General features: G+C 43.9%; 21 protein-coding genes and 1 pseudogene. 9 read left to right on the plus strand and 13 right to left on the minus strand.

Features of this window, described 5'->3' with window-relative positions:
* Nucleotides 1–12 precede the first annotated feature (12 nt).
* Entirely contained in the window at nt 13–1362 is a 1350-nt protein-coding gene (locus tag KI659_RS15140; protein WP_213946214.1) for a PhoH family protein, read from the plus strand.
* A gap of 162 nt (nt 1363–1524) precedes the next feature.
* The gene (locus tag KI659_RS15145; protein ID WP_213946215.1) at nt 1525–1887 is read left to right on the plus strand and encodes a hypothetical protein; all 363 of its coding nucleotides are present in this window, start codon (nt 1525–1527) and stop codon (nt 1885–1887) included.
* A gap of 62 nt (nt 1888–1949) precedes the next feature.
* On the opposite strand, the gene KI659_RS15150 is transcribed toward KI659_RS15145, so the two are convergent.
* The 7 genes from KI659_RS15150 to KI659_RS15180 form a co-directional block, all read right to left on the minus strand.
* Nucleotides 1950–2705 carry a LytR/AlgR family response regulator transcription factor gene (locus tag KI659_RS15150; protein ID WP_213946216.1) on the minus strand — a complete coding sequence of 252 codons (756 nt, stop codon included), beginning with the start codon at nt 2703–2705 and terminating at the stop codon, nt 1950–1952.
* Nucleotides 2706–2929: 224 nt separating this feature from the next.
* Entirely contained in the window at nt 2930–3670 is a 741-nt protein-coding gene (locus KI659_RS15155; protein WP_213946217.1) for a LytR/AlgR family response regulator transcription factor, read from the minus strand.
* 18 nt (nt 3671–3688) lie between these two features.
* The gene (locus KI659_RS15160) at nt 3689–4735 is read right to left on the minus strand and encodes a sensor histidine kinase (RefSeq protein ID WP_213946253.1); all 1047 of its coding nucleotides are present in this window, start codon (nt 4733–4735) and stop codon (nt 3689–3691) included.
* 89 nt (nt 4736–4824) lie between these two features.
* Nucleotides 4825–7671, minus strand: a complete 2847-nt coding sequence (uvrA, locus tag KI659_RS15165; protein WP_213946218.1) for an excinuclease ABC subunit UvrA — start codon at nt 7669–7671, stop codon at nt 4825–4827.
* 105 nt (nt 7672–7776) lie between these two features.
* The gene (locus KI659_RS15170) at nt 7777–9456 is read right to left on the minus strand and encodes a DUF748 domain-containing protein (protein WP_213946219.1); all 1680 of its coding nucleotides are present in this window, start codon (nt 9454–9456) and stop codon (nt 7777–7779) included.
* A 52-nt stretch (nt 9457–9508) separates the two neighbouring features.
* Nucleotides 9509–10450, minus strand: coding sequence for a lytic transglycosylase domain-containing protein (locus KI659_RS15175; RefSeq protein ID WP_213946220.1), 942 nt, complete (start codon nt 10448–10450; stop codon nt 9509–9511).
* A 6-nt stretch (nt 10451–10456) separates the two neighbouring features.
* Nucleotides 10457–11194 (minus strand): LOG family protein, encoded by a 738-nt coding sequence (locus KI659_RS15180; protein WP_213946221.1) that lies wholly within the window; start codon nt 11192–11194, stop codon nt 10457–10459.
* A 210-nt stretch (nt 11195–11404) separates the two neighbouring features.
* Here KI659_RS15180 and KI659_RS15185 point away from each other — a divergent pair, with 210 nt between their 5' ends.
* The 4 genes from KI659_RS15185 to KI659_RS15200 all read left to right on the plus strand — a co-directional run bounded on the left by KI659_RS15185 (nt 11405) and on the right by KI659_RS15200 (nt 13595).
* A complete protein-coding gene (locus KI659_RS15185; protein WP_213946222.1) occupies nt 11405–11995 on the plus strand; it encodes a YkgJ family cysteine cluster protein in 591 nt (196 codons plus the stop codon).
* A 92-nt stretch (nt 11996–12087) separates the two neighbouring features.
* Nucleotides 12088–12453 carry a phage holin family protein gene (locus KI659_RS15190; protein WP_213946223.1) on the plus strand — a complete coding sequence of 122 codons (366 nt, stop codon included), beginning with the start codon at nt 12088–12090 and terminating at the stop codon, nt 12451–12453.
* The gene (locus tag KI659_RS15195; RefSeq protein WP_213946224.1) at nt 12446–12841 is read left to right on the plus strand and encodes a hypothetical protein; all 396 of its coding nucleotides are present in this window, start codon (nt 12446–12448) and stop codon (nt 12839–12841) included. Before KI659_RS15190 ends, KI659_RS15195 begins: the two co-directional genes overlap by 8 nt.
* Complete coding sequence (locus tag KI659_RS15200; RefSeq protein ID WP_213946225.1) at nt 12822–13595, plus strand: geranylgeranylglyceryl/heptaprenylglyceryl phosphate synthase; 774 nt, start codon at nt 12822–12824, stop codon at nt 13593–13595. Before KI659_RS15195 ends, KI659_RS15200 begins: the two co-directional genes overlap by 20 nt.
* Here KI659_RS15200 and KI659_RS15205 read toward each other — a convergent pair.
* The 6 genes from KI659_RS15205 to panC all read right to left on the minus strand — a co-directional run bounded on the left by KI659_RS15205 (nt 13575) and on the right by panC (nt 18842).
* Entirely contained in the window at nt 13575–14507 is a 933-nt protein-coding gene (locus KI659_RS15205; RefSeq protein WP_213946226.1) for a helix-turn-helix domain-containing protein, read from the minus strand. The genes KI659_RS15200 and KI659_RS15205 overlap by 21 nt on opposite strands.
* A gap of 140 nt (nt 14508–14647) precedes the next feature.
* Entirely contained in the window at nt 14648–15787 is a 1140-nt protein-coding gene (locus KI659_RS15210) for an acyl-CoA dehydrogenase (protein ID WP_213946227.1), read from the minus strand.
* Nucleotides 15788–15884: 97 nt separating this feature from the next.
* Nucleotides 15885–16577: a zinc metallopeptidase gene (locus tag KI659_RS15215; RefSeq protein ID WP_213946228.1), complete on the minus strand. Its 693-nt coding sequence runs from the start codon at nt 16575–16577 to the stop codon at nt 15885–15887.
* A gap of 42 nt (nt 16578–16619) precedes the next feature.
* A complete protein-coding gene (locus tag KI659_RS15220; protein WP_213946229.1) occupies nt 16620–17624 on the minus strand; it encodes a lysylphosphatidylglycerol synthase transmembrane domain-containing protein in 1005 nt (334 codons plus the stop codon).
* 3 nt (nt 17625–17627) lie between these two features.
* The gene (gene panD / locus KI659_RS15225; RefSeq protein WP_213946230.1) at nt 17628–17972 is read right to left on the minus strand and encodes an aspartate 1-decarboxylase; all 345 of its coding nucleotides are present in this window, start codon (nt 17970–17972) and stop codon (nt 17628–17630) included.
* A 21-nt stretch (nt 17973–17993) separates the two neighbouring features.
* Entirely contained in the window at nt 17994–18842 is an 849-nt protein-coding gene (panC, locus tag KI659_RS15230; protein ID WP_213946231.1) for a pantoate--beta-alanine ligase, read from the minus strand.
* A gap of 128 nt (nt 18843–18970) precedes the next feature.
* On the opposite strand from panC, the pseudogene KI659_RS18625 reads away from it, so the two are divergent.
* From KI659_RS18625 to KI659_RS15240, 3 genes and pseudogenes are all read left to right on the plus strand, one after another.
* Nucleotides 18971–19057, plus strand: a pseudogene (locus KI659_RS18625) (glycogen/starch synthase); the annotation flags it as partial.
* A 7-nt stretch (nt 19058–19064) separates the two neighbouring features.
* Nucleotides 19065–19880, plus strand: coding sequence for a glycogen/starch synthase (locus KI659_RS15235; protein ID WP_213946232.1), 816 nt, complete (start codon nt 19065–19067; stop codon nt 19878–19880).
* The gene (locus KI659_RS15240; RefSeq protein ID WP_213946233.1) at nt 19870–21183 is read left to right on the plus strand and encodes a DUF4270 family protein; all 1314 of its coding nucleotides are present in this window, start codon (nt 19870–19872) and stop codon (nt 21181–21183) included. Before KI659_RS15235 ends, KI659_RS15240 begins: the two co-directional genes overlap by 11 nt.
* The last annotated feature ends 10 nt before the right edge of the window (nt 21184–21193 follow it).

The following is a 21193-nucleotide window of genomic DNA, read 5'->3' on the forward strand; positions in this document are numbered from 1 at the left end:
AAGACCACGCGTATGCCCAGAGCCAAAAAATCAGATTCAGACCGTAAGATCTTCGTTCTTGACACCTCGGTTATCCTTTATGCGCATAATTCTATTATGACCTTTGCAGAGCATGATGTGGTAATTCCTATTACGGTGTTGGAGGAGCTGGACCAGTTTAAAAAGGGGAATGACAGTAAAAACTTCGAAGCCCGGGAGTTTATCCGGCTATTGGATACCATTTCCCAAGACAACATGCTGCACAACTGGACACCGTTGAATGGTAAAACCAAGGGGCATTTTAAGGTGATGATGAACAATCACAATAAGTTGAACGCCAATGAGATTTTTGGGGAAGAAAAGAACGACCACAAAATCCTCAATGCGGCTTTGAGCCTGAAGCAATCCGAAAAGGGCAGAAAGGTAATCTTGGTGACTAAGGATATCAACTTGCGCCTGAAGGCAAAATCTCTCGAGATTTATGCAGAGGATTATGAAACGGGCAAGATTAAGAATATTACCGAAATCGAAAACACCAACAAGGTCGTGCTCGAGGATGTAAACCCGGATGTGATCAACTCGCTTTACGAAGCCTATAATGTGCCTGCCCAAGATGTGCTGGGTAAGAATATGGCGAAGGGAAACGCCTATTATATTTTAAAAAGCAACAAAAACTCCGTATTGGCTTACTTCAACAAAGAGGAGGGCACCATGGAGCGGGTAGATAAGAAGACTGCCTACAACATCAAGCCGCGCAATGCGGAACAGGCTTTTGCCCTGCATGCCATTTTAAACCCCAAGGTGAAGCTTGTGAGTATCCAGGGTGTGGCTGGCACAGGTAAGACCTTGCTCGCTCTTGCAGGGGCTTTGGAGCAACGCAGGGAATACAAGCAAATCTACATTGCCCGGCCAATAGTGCCACTAAGCAACAAAGATATAGGCTACCTCCCTGGGGACATTAAGTCCAAACTGAATCCATATATGGAACCGCTGTGGGACAACCTGAAATTTATCCAAAACCAATACAAAGAATCCGAAAAAGAGTTTCAGAAAATCACCGAGCTGGTCAATCAGGAGAAACTGGTTATTCAGCCCCTGGCGTATATCCGAGGGCGGTCAATATCGAATATTTTCTTCATAGTGGACGAGGCGCAAAACCTCACGCCCCATGAAATCAAAACGATCATTAGCCGGGCAGGGGAGAATACCAAGATTATCTTCACCGGTGATGTGTACCAGATTGATACCCCATATCTGGACAGCCAGAGTAACGGCATGTCCTATCTTATAGACAGGGCCAAGGATCATCCGCTATATGCCCACGTTAAACTAGAGAAAGGGGAGAGGTCGGAGTTGGCAAACCTGGCTAACGAGTTGCTTTAGTCGGTGAAAAACTGTTTGATTTCAAACAGTTTAGTGTCCACTACTGAACATGCTATTTTTGGCAAACATCCTTTAAACGGCCTACGGGCCGTTTTTTCGTTTTGGTAGGTTTATTGGCTTATGGTAAATGTGTTGATTGAAAACATTCAAAATCTAAGAACCATGAAAAAGTCAATTTTTAACCAGAAAAATATCTGTGCTCTACTAGGGGTGGTAATGGCATTGATGATCGTGTGGAGTGCAAACGCACAGGGAGCAGACCTGAGAGTAGCTGAGTTGGGGACCACTGAAGAGGGACCTCGCTACATCAAGAAGGAGCTGAGAGATGAGCTGATCGTAGAAGATCTAGAGCTTGAGTTGGAGGAAGAATTGCCAAGTGTGACTTTTATCAATAAAGAAGGTGATGTGGTGGCAGTGCTATATGGAAACAAATCCGTGTTGGAGGAAACTTACAAGGACCGTTTTTCGAAGAGCTATCACCTGACCACTTCAGGAATCCATGAAGTATATCTCATAAAAAAATAAAGGTGTTTGGTTTAGTTGTTAACAATTGGAAAAGGGTAGGCTGATGGCCTACCCTTTTTTCGTTAACTTTCTGTGATGGTGTTCAATTTGGCGAGGAAGCTGTTGTAATACTGCCTGCCCACTTGCACAGTGGCACCGTTGCGGAGGTTTATTTCCTTGGTGCTGAAATTTTCTATCTGTCCCAGCTGGACAATGAAGGATTTCTGAACCCTTAGGAACAGGTGTGAAGGAAGTTTTTCCTCCATGTCCTTCATGGATTTTCTGATGGTATAATTTCTGTTTTTGGTGAAAATAGTCACCATGTTGCCGTTGGCCTCTACGTAATAGATGTCATTGTAATCAACCCTTTCAAACGCATTATCAGCCTTGATGTAAACCGCGTCGTTTACCAAATATGGGCTTTCAAATGGCTTGGCAGCTGCTCCGTCGCTTCCGGCTGGTCTTGTTCTTTTGTTGTAAAGAACAATTTCTACCATGGCATGGATATCATTGGTGTTAAATGGCTTCACAATGAAACCGGCAGGATGGATTCTTTTCGCTCTTTCTATGATGGTCGGATCACTGTAGGAGGTTACATAAACTATTGGCACGTCGATCATCTGTTTGATGATCTCACCTAGCTCAATTCCGTCTTTGTCTCCTTTAAGTTTGATGTCCATGAAAATCAAATCCGGGCGATATTTTTTGATCACCTTGATGGCCTGATTGGCGGAGTTGGCAATGTCAATATTGGTGTAATCTAAAAGTTCCAATATCTCTTCGATATTTTCCGCGATACTTGGATCATCTTCAACTATTAAGATTCTTTCCTCTTTCATAGGTTTATTGTGTTAAAAGGGATGTAAAGATTTTTGTTGTTTTCGATCAGCATTTTTGCTGCAACAATCAAACCTTAATTACCAATGTTTATAAAATTAATTCGTAAAAAACCGTTTATTTAATAAGTTAATTATTAAATATAGCACTAAATTAAAATTTTATCCTTCAAAAGGAAATCTTATTGTTGAAATTGTAGAAAGTTTGTGAAAATTTTTATGCGACTTTAAAGGCTCATCATGTCCTTAAATCGGGCAGCCTGTCTACGGCTCACCTCAATTCTGTCGCCGCCTTTCAGCGTCACCACCAGGCCGCCATTGAACCATGGCTCGATGCTTTCTACCCAACTCAAATTGATGATATGCTTTCGGCTTGCACGGAAGAAGGATTTTTCATCCAGCCTTTCATCCAACGCATTGAGCGATTTGTGGATCATCGGCTTGTTGGTGTCAAAATAAACTTTGATATAATTGCCGTCAGATTCGAAAAGTCGAACGTTTTCCAGTTTTACAAACCAGCATCTGTCGCCGTCTTTCACAAAAACTTGGTCTTCCAAGCTGAGTTTTTTGTCATTCTGAGTACTTGGAGAAGCATTGGCTTCCTCTTTGGCAGCCTCAGAAATCTTGGTTTTGAGCTTTTTGATGGCTTCGGTCAGCCTTTCTGGCTGGATGGGTTTCAACAGATAATCCAATGCATTGACCTGAAAAGCCTGTAGGGCATACTCATCGTAAGCTGTGGTGAAAATCACATGGGGCACGTGGTCAAGTTCCTCCAAAAGGTCAAAGCCTGTCTTTTCTGGCATCTGTATGTCCAAAAAAATCACATCCGGTTGGAGCTTTTCGATTTTTTCTTTCGCATCATCCACATTTTGGGCCTCGCCCACCACTTCTACATCTTCATTGTCAGCCAATAGGCCGATAAGTTCTTTTCTGGCTAGTCTCTCGTCATCTATTACTAATGCACGCATTTTATCTGGATTTTATGGTTACTCTAATGTAAGGGATTGTTTTGGAATTTTTATTTCTGTAATTACAAAATCGCTGCCCGAATTGTATATCTTGAAGGAAGCCTTGCTTCCATAGATCATTTTCAAACGTTGAACAGTATTGTTGATTCCATGGCCACCCTCCTTTCGCCTACTCTGGGGGTTGCGCAACTGCCCGCTGTTTTTGACCTGAATGTAGAGGTCCCCTGATAACCCAACGGAACATTTGAGCTGAACGATACCACCCTTCACCAAATTACTGATGCCGTGCTTGATAGCGTTTTCCACAATGGTCTGCAGCATCATAGGCGGAATCTTAAACCTGTATGCCTCCTGCTCCACTTCATAACTTACACTCAGCCTTTCCTCAAACCTGATTTTTTCCAAATTGAGGTAATCCTTGACGGTATTGAATTCATCCCCAAAGCTGATTACCTTCTTGTTATCCATGATGAGCGAAAAACGGAGGATATTGGATAGCTGGGTGATCGCCGATTTGGCTTTCACGGGATCTTCATCCACCAGTGCCCTCACGCTGTTCAGGGCATTGAAGATAAAGTGGGGGTTCAGTTGGCTTCTGAGATGGTTGAGCTTGATTTCGTTGATCTTTGCCTGGTATTTCAATGTGGTGTTATAATTGTCCAAAAAGTGGAACAGGAAATACATCATGGACCACAGGGAATAATAAAGAAAGCTGATGAACAGGTTGACCAGAATGACTACAGGCCGTAGATCCTCATTGACATCCAAGGTGTCGAAAGCTAGGTTAATGATCACTTGGGCGCCTGTGTTTAGAAAGCTCAGCACCACCAAGCCCAACAGGGCGTGGACAATTAATTTAGGGATTTGGAGATTAAACCAGCCATAGGTCTTTATCACGTACCTGAAGGCGTGGGTAGACAAAAAATAGAATGCCGCCAATGAAAAATATGCTCCAATCTGAATGCCCGTGATACCTCTGGCAAGGGAAAGAAACATCAGGTTGATCAGGGCAAAACCTGACCAACCCACAATCTGCAATATCCAATAGAGGCGGGTCTTATTCATATTCATGGGTAAATATAAATAAGTTCTGCAGACTCCTATCGATATTTATTCCAGTGGAAGGATGTTCTGATAAGGCATTCAATATTTATTCAGGTTGTTTTCTGTGCTTGCTCCAATTCCATTTTTAAGAACTTGCCGGTATAACTTTGGGGGTTCTCGGCTACTTTCTCCGGAGTGCCCTGGGCGATAATATTTCCACCCTTATCCCCACCTTCAGGGCCTAAATCAATGACATGGTCGGCTACCTTGATCACATCCAGGTTATGCTCGATGATCAGGACGGTATTCCCTTTCTCTACCAGCCTGTTTAAGACTTCTAACAGGTGCTCAATATCCTGGAAGTGCAAGCCAGTGGTTGGCTCATCCAGAATGTAGAACGTCTTTCCAGTATCCTTTTTCGACAGTTCAGTGGCCAGTTTTACCCTTTGGGCCTCTCCCCCAGACAATGTGGTGGCGTGCTGGCCTAGGGTGATGTAGTCCAAGCCTACATCATGGAGGGTTTTGATTTTCCGGAGGATTTTGGGCTGGTTTTCGAAAAACTCCACCGCCTGCTCCACCGTCATATCCAGTACGTCGGAGATAGATTTTCCCTTGAATCTTACTTCCAGGGTTTCCCTGTTGTACCGTTTACCTTTGCAGGTCTCACATGGTATGTGCACATCTGGGAGGAAGTCCATTTCAATCAATTTCATCCCTGCTCCTTCACAGTCCTCGCATCGGCCGCCTTTCACATTAAAGGAAAACCTTCCCGGCTTATATCCCCTTATTTTGGCCTCCGGCAAATCTGTAAATAGCGCCCTTATATCCGTAAAAACACCAGTATAAGTGGCAGGATTGGATCTAGGTGTCCTTCCAATGGGCGACTGGTCCACTTCAATCACTTTATCCAAGTGCTTTAGCCCATCGACTTTTTCATAGGAAAGTGGCTCCCTTTTGCTTTTGTAAAAGTGCTGGTTGAGGATAGGGTAGAGGGTCTCATGGATCAGGGTACTCTTTCCGCTACCCGAAACCCCGGTCACACAAACCATGCTTGCTAAAGGAATCTCCAAAGTGACATTCTGGAGGTTGTTTCCATGGGCATTGGTGAGTTTGAGCTTTTTGCCGCTGCCTTTTCTCCTCTTTTCAGGAATGGCTATGCTCCGCTGTCCATTGAGGTATTGGGCCGTAACGCTGTTTTGGGCCAAAAACTCCTGAGGTTTTCCCTGTGCCACTATATGCCCTCCATGGCGCCCTGCCCCAGGGCCAATGTCGAGCACATAGTCAGAATCCAGCATCATATCCTTGTCATGCTCCACCACTAATACGGTGTTTCCAAGGTCGCGGAGATCCTGTAAGGCTTTAATCAGCTTTACGTTATCCCTTTGGTGCAAGCCGATGCTGGGCTCATCCAAGATATACAAGACGCCAACCAACTGAGTGCCTATCTGGGTAGCCAGCCGGATCCTTTGGGCTTCTCCACCGGAAAGGGTTCTGAGTGGCCTGTTTAGCGTCAAATAATCCAAACCAATATCCAGCAAGAAGCCGATGCGTTTTCTGATCTCCTTGAGCACCTCTTTACCGATGACTTTCTGCTTTTCGGTCATCCTTTTTTCGATGTCCTCAAACCATTTTCCTAATGCGGCGACATTCAGCATGGCCAGTTCACCGATGTGACAGCCTGCTATTTTAAAATGCAAGGCCTCTTTTTTCAGTCGATACCCCTCACAGTCCGGGCAGATTGTGGTGGTGGTATAATCACTGATCCAGCTCCTTATTTTGTCAGAACCTTCCTCCTGCTGTTTTTGGAGGAATTTCACTATCCCTTCAAAAGTTGTTGTCCACTGCGTACCCGGATGTTTGATGGAATCCACTTCCACCTCCATTTTGTCGCCGTATAGAAGGATATCGATCACATCTTCCGGCAGGTTTTTCAAAGGGGTGGAAATGCTTGCTTTGTATCTTTTGAGAATGGCATTGATTTTCTTGAAAATCCAGATGTCCCTGTATTCCCCCAAGGGGGCGATTCCACCTCTGGTAATACTGAGTTCCAGATCGGGGATCACACTTTCCCGCGTAATTTCTTCAATCACACCCAGGCCATTACATGTAGGACAGGCACCATAAGGGCTGTTAAATGAGAAGGTGTTGGGAGCTGGCTCATCGTAGGATAAACCGGTGGTGGGGTCCATAAGGTGTTTAGAGAAATGGTGTATCTCTCCTGCCTCATCGCGGAGCATGATGATGCCTTTACCATGCTGCAGGGCTGTTTTGAGGGATTGTGCTATTCTAAAGCGGTCCTCTTCCTCGGCCACAATCCTGTCCACCACAATTTCAATGTCGTGGATTTTGTATCTGTCCACTTGCATTTTGGGCACAATGTCCATCACCACCCCATCAATGCGGACTTTTGAAAAGCCCATTTTGCGAACCTGTTCGAATAGCTCGCGGTAGTGTCCTTTTCGGCCTTTTACCACCGGTGCTAGTATGTAGAGTTTTTTTCCTCCAAAATTCTGAAAAAGCTGCTCTAGGATCTGATCCTCGGTCTGACGCACCATTTTATGCCCACTCAAGTAGGAAAATGCCTCTCCAGATCTGGCAAAAAGCAATCGCATAAAATCATAGATCTCAGTGACAGTGCCCACTGTGGAGCGGGGATTCTTGGAGGTGGTCTTTTGCTCTATGGAAATGACAGGGGAAAGGCCGTTTATTTTGTCCACATCAGGACGTTCCATGCCCCCCAAAAATGACCGGGCATAGGCGGAAAAGCTCTCCATATACCTACGTTGGCCTTCGGCATAAATAGTGTCAAAGGCCAAGGAGCTCTTTCCGCTTCCACTTAAGCCGGTGATCACCACCAGCCTGTTGCGTGGAATGGTCAAGTCTATATTTTTGAGATTGTGCTCTCTGGCACCGTAAATCTCGATCAGTTCTTCAGCAGTGGTTTTGTCTTCTATCATGAAAGGAGGTGACCTTTAATCTCGATTTTTACAAAAATATGGATTTAATATGGTTCCATCATTCTTGGAAGTAACCATTTCCCCTGGGGATAAGTTTTCTGGGGACTAATCTTCCCGCTCAGCCTCGCGCATTTCTGCTTCCGTTTCTCCCGACATGGTGGACATCATCCCACTGAGTAGCAATTCCCACCAATAGTTGAAGATAAACTTGGTTTGGTCTCTTTTGGTGTAAACATCCCCCTTTACCATGGTACCTCCGCTGTCAGGATTGTCATTTCGTACCACAAAAGTATTGGCGAGAAATGCCCCAGCCCTTCTGAAGATGTTCTGGTTTTTTTCATAGTCGCTGTCTAGGATTTTTATTTTGAGGTTTTGGTAGCGCATTTCCACATCTCCGGTGCCCTCATAATCATTGGCGACGATATTAAACTGGAGGCTGTTTAAAGTTCCTTCATCAATGGCTATTCTGGTGCCAGGGCCCAGCATCTTATTTATTGAAGGCAATGGCATTTGGCCGATCATGCCATTCATATTGAAACGTCCATTTTCATCCTCAAGGAAAAAAGTGACGTTCAGATCAATGGCTCCTTCTCCCATTAACAAACCTTCGGCTTGCAGGTCCATTTCATTGTTTTTGGCTAGCATTTCATCCATGTTTGTGATGTTGCTAATGGTGGCATTTACCCCTTTGAAAAATACCGAACCAGCGCGAGGGGCCTGATTGTCGGGGCGCTCGTCATAAGAAATTTCGCCGTTTTCCAACTCAAGTTTATGGATAAAAGTGGGTATGGGGATGTCACGGATTATATCATGAACCATTTCGGGCCGGTTAGTAGGGTCTTCCGGTTTTCGCTTATCCCTAAAGATTGATATTACCAGGTCTTTAGCTTTAATGGTCTCGGCATGAATGATTCCTTTTTCAAAAAACTCATGAAACTCCATCCCCTGAATATCAATTTCCCCCTGCTCAAGTTCCATCCAGTCGGTTTCATGTTCATATTGGTTGATGTACTCGTACCTTTCCAGCTTGTTGTCCAGTTCCACCCCTGCAATGAGCAAATGGCGATCCTGGGAGTTGAAAGAAAGATCTCTCGCGTACACCACATTCCGGTATTCATTGAAATGGTAGGCCGCTTCATCCATATAGCCTTCCAGCATATCAACGCTGAAAAGTGCCTTGTCGCTTTTGAGGTCCTCTTTGGTAAGCTGGAAGAAATTGGCAGCCAGACTTAGGTCCTTGATGCTCATCCGAACCGAGTCATTGCCGCTGTCAATGTTGTAATATGATAGTCTGTTAAACCGGATTCTCTCAATGCTGATTTTGTCATAGTTATCACCAAACTCCTCATCATCTTCTTCCTCATCTGTCATTTCCAGATCTTCCATGGGAGGTGTCAGGGAGGTGACCGAAAGATTCTCCAAATAGGCGGAGTCCAGTGTGATTGAGTTGTTCAATAAAAAACTTGTCCACGAAAACCCGGTCAGATAGGCATTTTCTGCAGTGAGGTCAAATTTGATTTTGTCCTCAGGAATACTCTCCCCCGGCTTGATAGTGACATCGCCAAGTTCCAAAAAGGTGCCCCTGAAATTGTAATTGAATTTGATATGTCCAAAATCCACTTCATGACCGCCAAAATCATTAGTGCGAGTGATCATGTTGCCTACGATCTTTTCCGCATTGGCATTTAGGTACATATTGATCCCGATTGGGATCACCAATACTAGTAGTAGGATAAATAAGGTAATAGAAAGAAATATATAGGCTAGCTTTTTCTTTTTGGTCATAACCAGGAATGTGTATATACATTAAAGATATAATTCCTGATAATGTTTTAAGCTATGCCGGCAACTTAATGGTGTATGTACGGCCTTTTTTCACCGATAGCTTATTGGATCTCAGCCATGGGTTGTAGGTTTTGAGGTCTTTATAGCTGCTGTTTTGCTCTACCGCCCATTTGGCTAGATCATTAATGGAATCATCGACTGTAACTTCTCTGAGCTTTGGCATTTTGTAGAAATGGTTTTCATCCATTTCATACCCGTATATATCAGGGTTTTCAAAGAGTTCTTTGAAGGCCAAGATCCTAAAAACATACCGGCTGGTTTCTTCATTGAGCAACAGGCTGTAATAGTTTGGCATCAACTGTTCGTTTTTCCTTTTGGTTAAACCTGTGATTCCCATGTTGTAGCTAGCTGCTACGCTAGTCCAATTGCCAAATCTTCCGTAGGCTTTCTTCAAATACTCACAAGCGGCTTCAGTGGATTTTTCCAAATGGTACCTTTCGTCCACTTCGTTGCTTATTTCCAGTTTCAGCTCTTTGCCTGTGCTTTCCATGAATTGCCAGAAACCCCTTGCTCCGGCAGGTGAGACCACGTTCATCAGTCCTGATTCCACCAGCGCCACATATTTGAAGTCGTTGGGAATATGGTGTTTTTCAAGGATGGGTTCTATGATAGGAAAAAACTTTCCAGCACGCTTCATGGTCAGGATGGTGTTGCTATTCCAGTAAGCGTTTACATAGATCTCCCTTTCCAACCTTTCCAGAATGTCCTGTTGGTCCAATGGGACCGGCTCACCGGCAAAAGTCAGGTTTTGGGGGGTGTCAAAAAGTTTTACCCTGGTAAAATCAGGAACAACCATGCGCTGTTCCTGACCAGTGGCTTCATTCCGAATGACGACTTCCCTTGCGGGCTGTGCTTGTGTGGTGGTAGAATAATAAAACCAACCGGCCAAGCCGATTATAAGTGCGTACAGAATGAAGAAGTGAATCTTGTTCACGGTAAATTAGAAGTTCGGGGACAATAAATATTTACTATAGAATTCGTCAATAACCTTTACGGCATCGGTAGCGTTGTCTACCACGGAGAAAAGATCCAGGTCTTCCTCATTGATGTTGGCTTCCTGCTCCAGCATGGTGGTCTTTAACCAATCCACCAGACCTGACCAATATTCCTTGCCTACCAATACGATAGGGAATCTGCCGATTTTTTTGGTTTGTATCAAGGTAAGGGCTTCGAAAAGCTCATCCATGGTGCCGAATCCTCCTGGTAAAACGACAAATCCTTGCGCATATTTCACAAACATGACCTTTCTGACAAAGAAATAGTCAAAGGTGATCAGCTTGTCCTGATCAATGTAAATATTGTTGAATTGCTCAAATGGCAGCAGGATATTTAGGCCAACTGACTTTCCGTTTTCCGAATGGGCGCCTTTGTTGCCGGCTTCCATGATACCGGGGCCACCGCCCGTGATCACACCGTAGCCATGCCTTACCAGCTTGGCTGAAATCTCCTCCGCTACTTTATAATAATGGTGGTCTCTAGGGGTACGTGCAGATCCAAATACGGAAACACATGGGCCTATTTTGGCCAGTTTTTCGAATCCTTCTACAAATTCTGCCATTACTTTGAAAATGGCCCAAGAGTCAGCACTCTTTATTTCGCTCCAATCCCGCTCCTCAAAAGCCTTTCGAATTTTTTCCTCTTCCGTCTTCTGGACTTTTTCTACTTCTTCTTCACTCATTTTAATCAGATTTACTTTTTAAAAAACTTGGTTGATCGTGGGTTAAACTTAAAAGTAATGTTTTAAGCCTCGAAAGTTAATTCAATAAGTTGAAAAAACATAAGTTCGGGCGCGAGTAAACCCCGATAAATGCAAACAGTTCAAAATGTTTGCCAGTTATAGGAATTGCAGCTGCCGAATGCTACTTTCGTGGGCAATTTAAGACGCAATATGAATTTAAGGGAGAAGGCGCTGGAAGTCAGCCGTGTATTTGACCTGCTATCTGAAGATACGGGTAAATTTATGGCTCAAAGTGGAGTAAACTGTGTGATTGGCTGTGGGAAGTGTTGCATGAACCCGAAAATTTCGGCTTCAGTGCTGGAGTTTTTGCCTTTGGCCTTTGACCTTTATAGCAAAGGATTGGCTGATAAGGCTATGGAGAAGCTGGAGAATATGGGTGAGGAGGACTTTTGCCTGCTGTTCAGGCAAACCAATTTCCTTACCAATTCTGGGTCTTGTGGCGATTATCAATACAGGGGAATGATCTGTAGGCTATTTGGGGCCTCAGTGCGTCGGGATAAGCATGGAATGAAACAGATGATTACCTGTAAAATCATCAAAGAAGGACAGCCCGAAGAATTTAAGGCTTTGAGTGAGGCCATAAATTCAGGTTTGCCTGCACCGTCTGCTTCTTATTATTATTCCCTGCTGTCTGACATTGACGAAAGGTTATCAGAGCATTTTCCGGTCAATACGGCTATTAAAAAAGCCTTGGACCATGTGATGACATATAGCTACTATCTGGAAAACCAAGAAGTATAAGCTCTTTTTAGGTTTTTTGTGCAAGGTTTTTGCTGTATATTCAATTTCCAATTTGAAAAGGACTATTATTTTTAACCATAAAATTTTCGCAAATGCTGAATTTCTCCGAGATCACCAATACTATCAAAAATATTTTTGAGGTAAGGTTTCAGATTGTTAAGGAAGAACTGAAAGAGGAGTTTTCGACCCTGATCAGCAGGGTGGCCGTGTTGGCAGCCATGGGTTTTGTTGGGCTATTGATACTTTTCTTTCTGAGCGTATCACTGGCATTCTATTTTGGAGCGCTATTTGCCAATACAGCCTTGGGTTTTCTTACTGTTGGGGGGATATTTATCCTGATTTTTGTCATCCTGTTTATTATCAAGGATTCCCAAAAAGTGCAGTTCTCGGTTAAGAGAGTTGTCGACAAATTTGTTTTTTTATTTCAAACCAAAACCACCACGCATCCAGATGAGTGATATCGACCTAAAAAGAAAAGCGGAAGAGTTGGAACAAACTCTCCACAAGCAATTTGAAGTGATCAAATCCGACTCCCAAACCTGGGTCAAACTAGGCGGTACCGTATTGATCAGTGGCCTGGTTACCTTTGGCATTGTAAGGGCAATTCAGGGACGCAAGAGCAAAAAGATTGAGGATGCCGTCAAGAGACTTGAGCAGGAAGGCATGCTTTCCCGTACTCCGGCTCCAGAAGACCGTTATTATTATCATCCTGCGCCAGCGCCAAAATCATCATTTTGGGCGCCTGTAGGTCAGAGAATCATGATGGCGGCATTTGAATTTGTGAAAGCCAAAGTTATGGCCGATCTTGCCGAAAGGATCCACAAAAATGACTCAAAAAAGCATTAATCATAAGTTTGCCCGACTCAGGGAGGAAAGCAAAAAGGGCGTGGCCCTTTTGCTTGATCCGGACAAAGTGGGGGATAAGACTAAATTATATTCCTTAATCCAAACAGCAGTCCATCATCAGGTGGACTTTTTCTTTGTAGGGGGTAGCCTGCTGATGCGGGACTTGGTGGAGGAGGTCATTTGCGGAATTAAAGACATCACCGCTGAGATTCCGGTATTGCTTTTTCCGGGTAATGCCGTACAAGTGTCGGATAAAGCTGACGGGATACTTTTCCTTTCTCTTATTTCCGGCAGAAACCCAGAGTTTCTGATAGGCCAGCAGGTGACCGCTGCCCCGCTGATTGCCCAGTCAAACTTGGAGGTGTTGCCCACAGCCTATATGCTGGTCAATGACGGAGAAATCACGAGTGTCAACTACGTAAGCCAAACCCTCCCCTTGCCTAACCACAAGCCTGATCTGGCCGTAGCCACGGCTCTTGCCGGTAAATATTTGGGTATGCAATACGTCTACCTTGAGGCGGGAAGTGGCGCCAATTCACCTGTCAACCCTGAAGTGATCCAAAGCGTGAAGAAAGCTACGGAATTGCCGCTGATAGTAGGAGGGGGGATAAGGTCAGTGGAAACCGCCAAGGCAGCTTGGATGGCCGGTGCTGATGTGGTAGTGCTTGGCAATGGGGTAGAAAAAAACCCCAATCTGTTGATTGAGGTTTTGGAATATGCGAATGTCTATAATTTATCCTTGAACGTTAATTAGGGACTCTCTTCTTCTCATTTTACCTGCTGGAAGTCCGTACATCATCTTGAATCTTCTACAGAAATAAGCGGTGTCCTTGTAGCCCACATCTTTTCCGATATCGCGGATACTCTTCTTGGTGGTTCTCAATAGATCCACCGCAGCTTCCATTCTTTGGTATTCGATGTAATCCTGAGGGTTGATGCCGGTAAGCATTTTGAAATACTGACCCACATAATCTTCCGATACGTTGGCTACTCTTGCCAATACCTTGTTGGATAGATCTCCGCCGATGTTCTTCTTGATATAATTGAACATGTCGATCAGGCGAGGATCCTTGAAGTAAGTACTGTTGGTAGACAGTTCCTCTACAAACAATCTGTTTTTGAGAATGTGTCTTACGACCTCTACCACCAATAACTCGGTGTGAATTTTAATAACCCTTTCCTTACCAGGGGTAGTGGCTTCTGATTCCTTGATAATATCTTCGATAATGGAGGCAACCCGGTCATTGAATCGGATCACGAAAGGAGGAATACCCAAAGAGTGGAAGAAGTTTACAACATCAAAAACCTTCGCCTCAAATGTAAGCATCGTGATGCAGTCATCTTCTGCGTTTTTGATTTCTTTGAAACTGATGGTTTGAAGAAACTTCTTTTTGTTTTCGTTGAAGCCTTCATTGTTTACTTCGTTCTTTTTGGTAACGGTACCAAAGGAAACCTTTGAAGTCCTGCTTGCTGGTATAAATAGGATTTCCCCTTCATTTACCGCTTCTTGGTCCTCACCAAATCTCACTGAGCCTTGGTGTAAAAGGACGACTGTGTTCTCTGTATCTGTAAAATCAGTTACGGTTACAGGTCTTTCAACTTTAAAATTATTTCCTTTGATAAACCTGACCCCAACGGATTCGATGACCTTATTGTAATATTCCATGACGAAGCCTCTTAGGTGTTTTTTTGTAAAAGTATGACTTTTTTCTAAAACCGTGTAATAATATTAGAAATATTAACAAAAAAAATTGAATTATGGCATATTTAGTAATATTTATGCCATAATTCTGTGATTGAGATTAATTATCTTAAAAGGGATCGAGATATAACTATTTTTTGAATTTCTGAAGTTCCCTCATAAATCTGGGTGATTTTGGCATCCCTCATCAACCTTTCCACGTGGTATTCTTTTACGTATCCGTAGCCGCCGTGCACCTGTACGGCTTCCACCGTCACTTCCATGGCCACCTTCGAAGCGTAAAGTTTTGCCATGGCACTGGCCTGGCTGTAATCCATGCCTTGATCTTTCATCCAAGCTGCTTTGAGGCAGAGTAATCTGGCTGCTTCAATTTCTGTAGCCATGTCTGCAAGTTTAAACTGAATAGCTTGATGTTGGGAAATTGGTTTTCCGAATGCCTTTCTTTCCTTGCTATAGGCCAGTGCCAACTCATATGCGCCGGAAGCTATGCCCAATGCCTGTGCGGCAATGCCTAATCTCCCGCCATTTAGCGTTTCCATGGCAAAGGTAAAGCCGAAGCCCTCTTCTCCGATTCTGTTGGCAGCAGGTACTTTGGTGTCATTAAACATCAGGGAGTGGGTGTCCGATCCTCTGATGCCCAGCTTGTCTTCTTTTTTGCCAACCACAAAGCCTTCTGAATCGCGCTCTACAATGAAAGCCGAAATGCCTTTGTGCCCTTTGCTGGGGTCAGTTTGGGCGATTACAAGGTAAATGCTGGCAGTGTTGCCATTTGTAATCCAGTTTTTGGTTCCGTTTAGGATATAATGGTCACCTGATCTTTCCGCGGTGGTTCTTTGGCTGGTGGCGTCAGATCCTGCCTCAGGTTCGGAAAGACAGAAGGCTCCGATTTTTTCCCCAGCCGCCAATGGCTTTAAGTATTTCTCCTTTTGCTCCTCAGTTCCATATTTCTCCAGACCCCAGCAGACTAGGGAATTGTTGACAGACATACACACAGAAGCAGATGCATCAATTTTTGAAATTTCCTCCATGGCAAGCACATAGGACACCGTGTCCATGCCTCCACCATTATATTTCGGGTCTACCATCATGCCGAGAAAACCAAGTTCTCCCATTTGCTTTACCTGCTCTGCAGGAAATTTTGCTTCAGTATCCCTATCTATGACTCCGGGTAAAAGTTCAGCCTTTGCAAATTCTCTGGCTGCGTCTCTTACAGCAATTTGCTCCTCTGTTAATTCAAAATTCATCGTCTAAAATTAGTTGGATTTTTTCAAGGACGGAATATACACTAAAAAAAGAAAAGGGACAATGACTTGTCCCTTTTCAGCAAATTAAAATTATTTTTTAGTCCCTGTTGCCAAAGAAGATGTAGGCATAATAGGCCAGGGTGGCCAAAGAGGCCATTGCGGCGACCACGTAGGTCATGGCGGCCCATTTCAAGGCGTCCTTTGACATGGCGTATTCGGAAGTGGTCACGATGTTTCGCTGCTTGACCCAAACTAGGGCTCGGTTGCTGGCATCAAATTCCACCGGCAATGTTACCAGAGAAAACAGGGTGATGATACCATAGGCACCTACCACGACCACGCCCACGGCCTCATAAGGCAAGCCAAAGATGGCTATACCCCCGAATAGGGCGGCAATAAGAACAAAGTTCAAGATTTTCCCACTCACGTTTTGGATAGGCACCAAAGTGGATCTCAACTGCAGCCAGCTATAAGCCGTGGCATGTTGCACAGCATGGCCACATTCGTGGGCCGATACCGCTGTTGCGGCAGCGTTTCTTCCATAATAAACGTCAGGGCTAAGGTTTACCGATCTGTTTTCAGGGTTGTAGTGGTCAGAAAGCTGGCCCTCTACACAGTTGACTCTTACGTCAGAAATGCCGTGGTCGGCAAGCATAAGTTCAGCGATTTCCTTTCCGGATAGGTTGGCCTGAAGGGAAGTCTGGCTGTATTTTTTAAACTTGCTCTTCAACCTGTTGCTCACAACATAGCCAAGAATGGCAAAACCTACTACGATAACAATTAACAACATACTTGTGTCTTTATATTTTTTGTTAAACTCTAAATTACTACGCTAAGGGGCGGTTTGTGGTTGCTTTGAATTTGTTAATTTAACCAAAACCCCCATGCTCACCAAGCCTACTGCCATAACGGTCAAAACCTGGGAGCTATGTACGATGACGGCAAAGATTTTTCCTTCTTCCTCCGTCAATCCATAGGTCATCAAAATGAAGGCCACCAGGGCGTGGAAGGTCCCAATGCCCCCTTGTACGGGTGCAATCATGCCAATACTTCCCATTACCATGACCATCAGTACCGAGGTGGCAGTCAAATTGGCAGTGCTTGGTATGGCAATTGCCACAAGATACATCATCAGGAAATATATGATCCAGATGAGTACAGAGCTGCCCCAGAATCCGACCTGGTTGTCCACTTTTCTCACGCTTTTCAGCCCAGTAAGAATGTCCCTGACGAAATGCTGCCCTTTTTGAATGATGGAACTGTCCCGGTATTTTTTCAGCAGGCCATAGATAATTAATATTGTGACCACCACTGCGCCAATCACCATCGGCAAGGCGCCCAGAAAGGTGCTTTTGAGTGCCTCTAGGGAAACCAGTTCTCCGATAAGATTAAGGAATGTCCCGCTTTCGGCCACAAAGGCCAAGGCAATCACCATCATCATAAAAACCAGATCGACGGTTCTTTCCAAGATCACGGTGCCCAGGAGATTTCCCATTTGCAGGTTATCAGTTTTTTTCAGATAGCCACATCGGGCTACTTCTCCTGCTCTAGGCACCAAGAGGTTTGCCAGGTAGCCGCCCATCAGTCCCCAAAAGGTTTTTAGAGTCGTTGGGGGATTTTCAGAGCTGGTTTTGATCAGCAGGCGCCATCTCCAGGCGCGGAGCCAATAGCCCAGCAACGAAACGGCCACCGAAAGCAATATATAAAAAATGGACGCCTGCTGAAGCGCATTCCTCAGGCTGTCCATTTTTATGTCTTTATATAGGTACCAGAATATCCAGATGGCCACAAAGAGTGACACGGTTACCTGGATCCACTGTTTTGCGGTTAATCTCAATGTTTATAGCTGGTTATTGTCGTCGGGGAATACGACCACTGGCTTGTATTGCTTGGCGGCTTCGATTTCCATGCCAGCATAGCTGATGATGATCACAATATCGCCTACCTGTGCTTTTCTCGCCGCAGGGCCGTTAAGGCAAACCTGCCCGCTACCTCTTTCGCCTTTGATCACGTAAGTTTCCAGGCGCTCGCCATTGTTGATGTTGACAATCTGTACTTTCTCGTTTTCGATCAGGTTGGCCGCATCCATCAAGTCCTCATCAATGGTGATGCTTCCTACATAGTGAAGTTCGGCTTGCGTGATCTTGACCCGGTGGATCTTTGACTTTAATACTTGGATATGCATGATTTGAAATTTGGCGCGAAGTTAATCAATTATTAATAAGTTGTCTATGAGTCTGACTTCTTTGATAAAGGCAGCGGTACAGATGGCGAAGGTTTCTCCCGTTGTGATGGCGGTCACCTTTTCCATGGTGTCGGCTTTCACTAGTTCGAAGTACTCCAGTCTGGCCTTTGGTTCGTCCAAAAACCTTCTAGTGACCTTTTCCTTGGTCTCAAACCAATCCCTACCGGCTAAAAGTTCATCCTTTGCAAAAGTTAAACACCTATATAGAATAGTAGCTACCAGGCGGTCACGGTCATCCAGTCTGATGTTGCGGGAAGACATGGCCAGACCGTCCTTTTCCCGCATGGTGTCCACAGTTATGATCTCCACACCAAAGGACAGGTCATTGACCAGACGTTTGATTACCGCCACCTGCTGCAGGTCTTTTTGGCCGAAATAGGCATGATCGGGTTGGATGATGTGAAAGAGTTTGGATACCACGATTCCCACGCCGTTGAAATGGCCAGGGCGGAATTCGCCTTCCAGTACTTTTTCCAAGTCGGCAAAGTCAAATTTCAGACGGGTTTCAGAAGGGTACATTTCCCCGTCGTCGGGAAGAAAGACAAAATCTACCCCGTTATCTTCCAGTAGTTTAAGGTCTTTTTCCACCGGACGCGGATATTTTTCCAAGTCCTTGGGATTGTTGAATTGGGTGGGATTGACGTAAATGGAGGAAATTGTAATATCCGAATTAGATTTGGATTTTTCCACTAATGACAGGTGGCCCTCATGTAAGGCGCCCATGGTGGGAACTAATCCTATGGTTTTTCCTTCTTTTCTATATGGAGCCAGGGCTGATTTGACCTCTGATCTTGTCCGCAGAATTTTCAATGCTTCTCGCTTTTGGAATTACAAAATAGGGGCAAAACTATGTTATTCCGGATAAAAACCATGGATTTTAGCAATTTTTTTTGTAAGTTTGTAGTCCCGTAATATCCCTCAATAAAAAATAACAAGATATGTCTAAACTTCGTATTCTCTACGTAGCCAGTGAAATCAACCCATTCCTTCAAACTTCAGAAGTTGCCAACTTCGTAAGANAAATAACAAGATATGTCTAAACTTCGTATTCTCTACGTAGCCAGTGAAATCAACCCATTCCTTCAAACTTCAGAAGTTGCCAACTTCGTAAGAGCTTTGCCTCAGGCAATGCAGGAAAAAGGGATGGAAATCCGTATTCTTGTTCCAAGATTTGGTTTGATAAACGAAAGAAAGAACAGGTTGCACGAGGTAGTGAGACTTTCAGGAATCAACATTTCTGTGGGTGATGAAGAGAAGCCGCTGATCATTAAGGTAGCTTCTATTCCAAATGCCAAACTTCAGGTCTACTTTATAGACAATGAAGACTATTTCCAAAGAAAGAGCGTTTTCCATGACAAGCAGGAAAACTTCTATGAAGACAATGATGAAAGAGCCATCTTCTTTTGCAAAGGCGTCATAGAAACGGTAAAGAAACTAGGATGGGCCCCGGATATTGTACACTGCAATGACTGGATGACGAGTCTTATTCCTATGTACTTGAAAACGACTTACAAGAACGAGCCATTATTTAAAGGAACAAAATCGGTCTTCGCTATTTATAATAACGAATTTAACCATAAATTTGGGGACGATTTATTTGAAAAGGTGAAAATGGTCGATATCGACGATTCTATTTTGGCTCCTCTCAAATCCAAAGATTTCGAGGGATTTATCAAAATGGGCATGGAATACGCCGATGTCATCGTGCAAGGAGATGGGATGTCAGAACATCTTCACCAATTAATTGAAAATTGCCCTAAAGACAAAAAGTGTGAGATTAACAACAGCGAAGAAAAAGAACAAGTGTTCGAAAGTTATTACAACATCTATACTGAACTTGCCGGCTAAATTAGCCTCAGTTCTTTCCATTTCATTGATTCTGGCCAGCTCCTGCGCCGATCCTTCGGATATCGGCCTGGAATTGGATCCGGAAAACAACCAGATAGGGGTTTTCTACGCAGAAATACCCCTTTCTGCTTCTATGATATTGATGGATTCTGTTAATACTACCAACCATCTGATGATATTGGCGGGTGGTCACCAAAGTGATTATTTTGGGACTACCGAAAGTATTGGCTTCACGAGGATGTTCATTGACACCCGTGCCGATCGCCCCAGTGAAAATGCCGTTTTAGATTCGGTCAAATTCCAGTTTGAAATCATAAGCCCAATAGGCAGCTCATTTGCGCAAGATAAAACGTTGCAAGTGCACCAGCTCCAAGAACCTATTGAGGATATTTCATATTATAATTATGATAGACTAGCATTTAACCCTTCTCCACTCGCTACGGGAACTTTTAGGCTGACCGCCAATAGAGATACCATAGTTCGAACGGATGTTAATGAGCAGTTTGCAAACCAGTTCTTCAATGACTTCAAGAGTGGGAGCAATGCGTTTTCTGATATTTTTGCTTTCAGAAATTATTTTAATGGGATAGCTATTCAAGGGGATGTAAATGAAAATACTAGCTTACCTGTTCGAGTAGGTCCGAACACAGGGATGTTTTTTTATTACCACAACGAGGGGGATACATTACCTTCCACCTACACGGTCAGCACTTCACAATCCAGAAGATTCAACTATGTAAATAATGACAGGTCTGGCACGCCTCTTGAATCAGTTCAGGAAACATTTGTCCCTTATGAAGTGGGCAATATAGTTGGTGCAAAAGGCAATACCGGTTTATTGATCCGATTGGATACTTCTCCGATAGATGCATTTTTGGATACTTTGCAGAATGTGACTTTTAACCAGGTTACTTTAGAAATGGCTCCTCTTGAGGAAACCACTGAGGCAATGCCGCCATTTAGAACTAACCAAATGTTATTTTTAAATGATGATAATCAGGTTGAAATTGGTTTTGAGGGAAACCCGCTTTCTGTTCAAAACAACGAGCGCTCTCAGCAAATCATTGGGCCTGATAATACCATATTACCGGCATTTGAAAATCCTGCGGGATTGGAGTATGTCAACGGAATTCAGGGGTTTAGTGTGGTGATGACCAGTTATCTTAATGCGGTTTTTAGATCAGATTTGGAAAGAAGAAATCTGTTGATTTTTCCTAATGAAGGGTATTATAATACCTTAAGAGAGTACAGAGTCAATACTGATAACATCAAACTGAAAGTATATTATTCAACTACGAGATAAAGTTAATTTT

The organism is Litoribacter ruber (assembly GCF_018449405.1).
In the GTDB taxonomy this organism is placed as follows: Bacteria; Bacteroidota; Bacteroidia; order Cytophagales; family Cyclobacteriaceae; genus Litoribacter; species Litoribacter ruber.

Excerpts from the sequence above, each read along its gene's own strand:
- KI659_RS15140 (WP_213946214.1), top strand. The coding sequence starts at position 13 with ATGCCCAGAGCCAAAAAATCAGATTCAGACCGTAAGATCTTCGTTCTT.
- KI659_RS15145 (WP_213946215.1), top strand. The coding sequence starts at position 1,525 with ATGAAAAAGTCAATTTTTAACCAGAAAAATATCTGTGCTCTACTAGGG.
- KI659_RS15150 (WP_213946216.1), bottom strand. The coding sequence starts at position 2,705 with ATGAAAGAGGAAAGAATCTTAATAGTTGAAGATGATCCAAGTATCGCG.
- KI659_RS15155 (WP_213946217.1), bottom strand. The coding sequence starts at position 3,670 with ATGCGTGCATTAGTAATAGATGACGAGAGACTAGCCAGAAAAGAACTT.
- KI659_RS15160 (WP_213946253.1), bottom strand. The coding sequence starts at position 4,735 with ATGAATAAGACCCGCCTCTATTGGATATTGCAGATTGTGGGTTGGTCA.
- uvrA (WP_213946218.1), bottom strand. The coding sequence starts at position 7,671 with ATGATAGAAGACAAAACCACTGCTGAAGAACTGATCGAGATTTACGGT.
- KI659_RS15170 (WP_213946219.1), bottom strand. The coding sequence starts at position 9,456 with ATGACCAAAAAGAAAAAGCTAGCCTATATATTTCTTTCTATTACCTTA.
- KI659_RS15180 (WP_213946221.1), bottom strand. The coding sequence starts at position 11,194 with ATGAGTGAAGAAGAAGTAGAAAAAGTCCAGAAGACGGAAGAGGAAAAA.
- KI659_RS15185 (WP_213946222.1), top strand. The coding sequence starts at position 11,405 with ATGAATTTAAGGGAGAAGGCGCTGGAAGTCAGCCGTGTATTTGACCTG.
- KI659_RS15190 (WP_213946223.1), top strand. The coding sequence starts at position 12,088 with ATGCTGAATTTCTCCGAGATCACCAATACTATCAAAAATATTTTTGAG.
- KI659_RS15195 (WP_213946224.1), top strand. The coding sequence starts at position 12,446 with ATGAGTGATATCGACCTAAAAAGAAAAGCGGAAGAGTTGGAACAAACT.
- KI659_RS15200 (WP_213946225.1), top strand. The coding sequence starts at position 12,822 with ATGACTCAAAAAAGCATTAATCATAAGTTTGCCCGACTCAGGGAGGAA.
- KI659_RS15205 (WP_213946226.1), bottom strand. The coding sequence starts at position 14,507 with ATGGAATATTACAATAAGGTCATCGAATCCGTTGGGGTCAGGTTTATC.
- KI659_RS15210 (WP_213946227.1), bottom strand. The coding sequence starts at position 15,787 with ATGAATTTTGAATTAACAGAGGAGCAAATTGCTGTAAGAGACGCAGCC.
- KI659_RS15215 (WP_213946228.1), bottom strand. The coding sequence starts at position 16,577 with ATGTTGTTAATTGTTATCGTAGTAGGTTTTGCCATTCTTGGCTATGTT.
- panD (WP_213946230.1), bottom strand. The coding sequence starts at position 17,972 with ATGCATATCCAAGTATTAAAGTCAAAGATCCACCGGGTCAAGATCACG.
- KI659_RS15235 (WP_213946232.1), top strand. The coding sequence starts at position 19,065 with ATGTCTAAACTTCGTATTCTCTACGTAGCCAGTGAAATCAACCCATTC.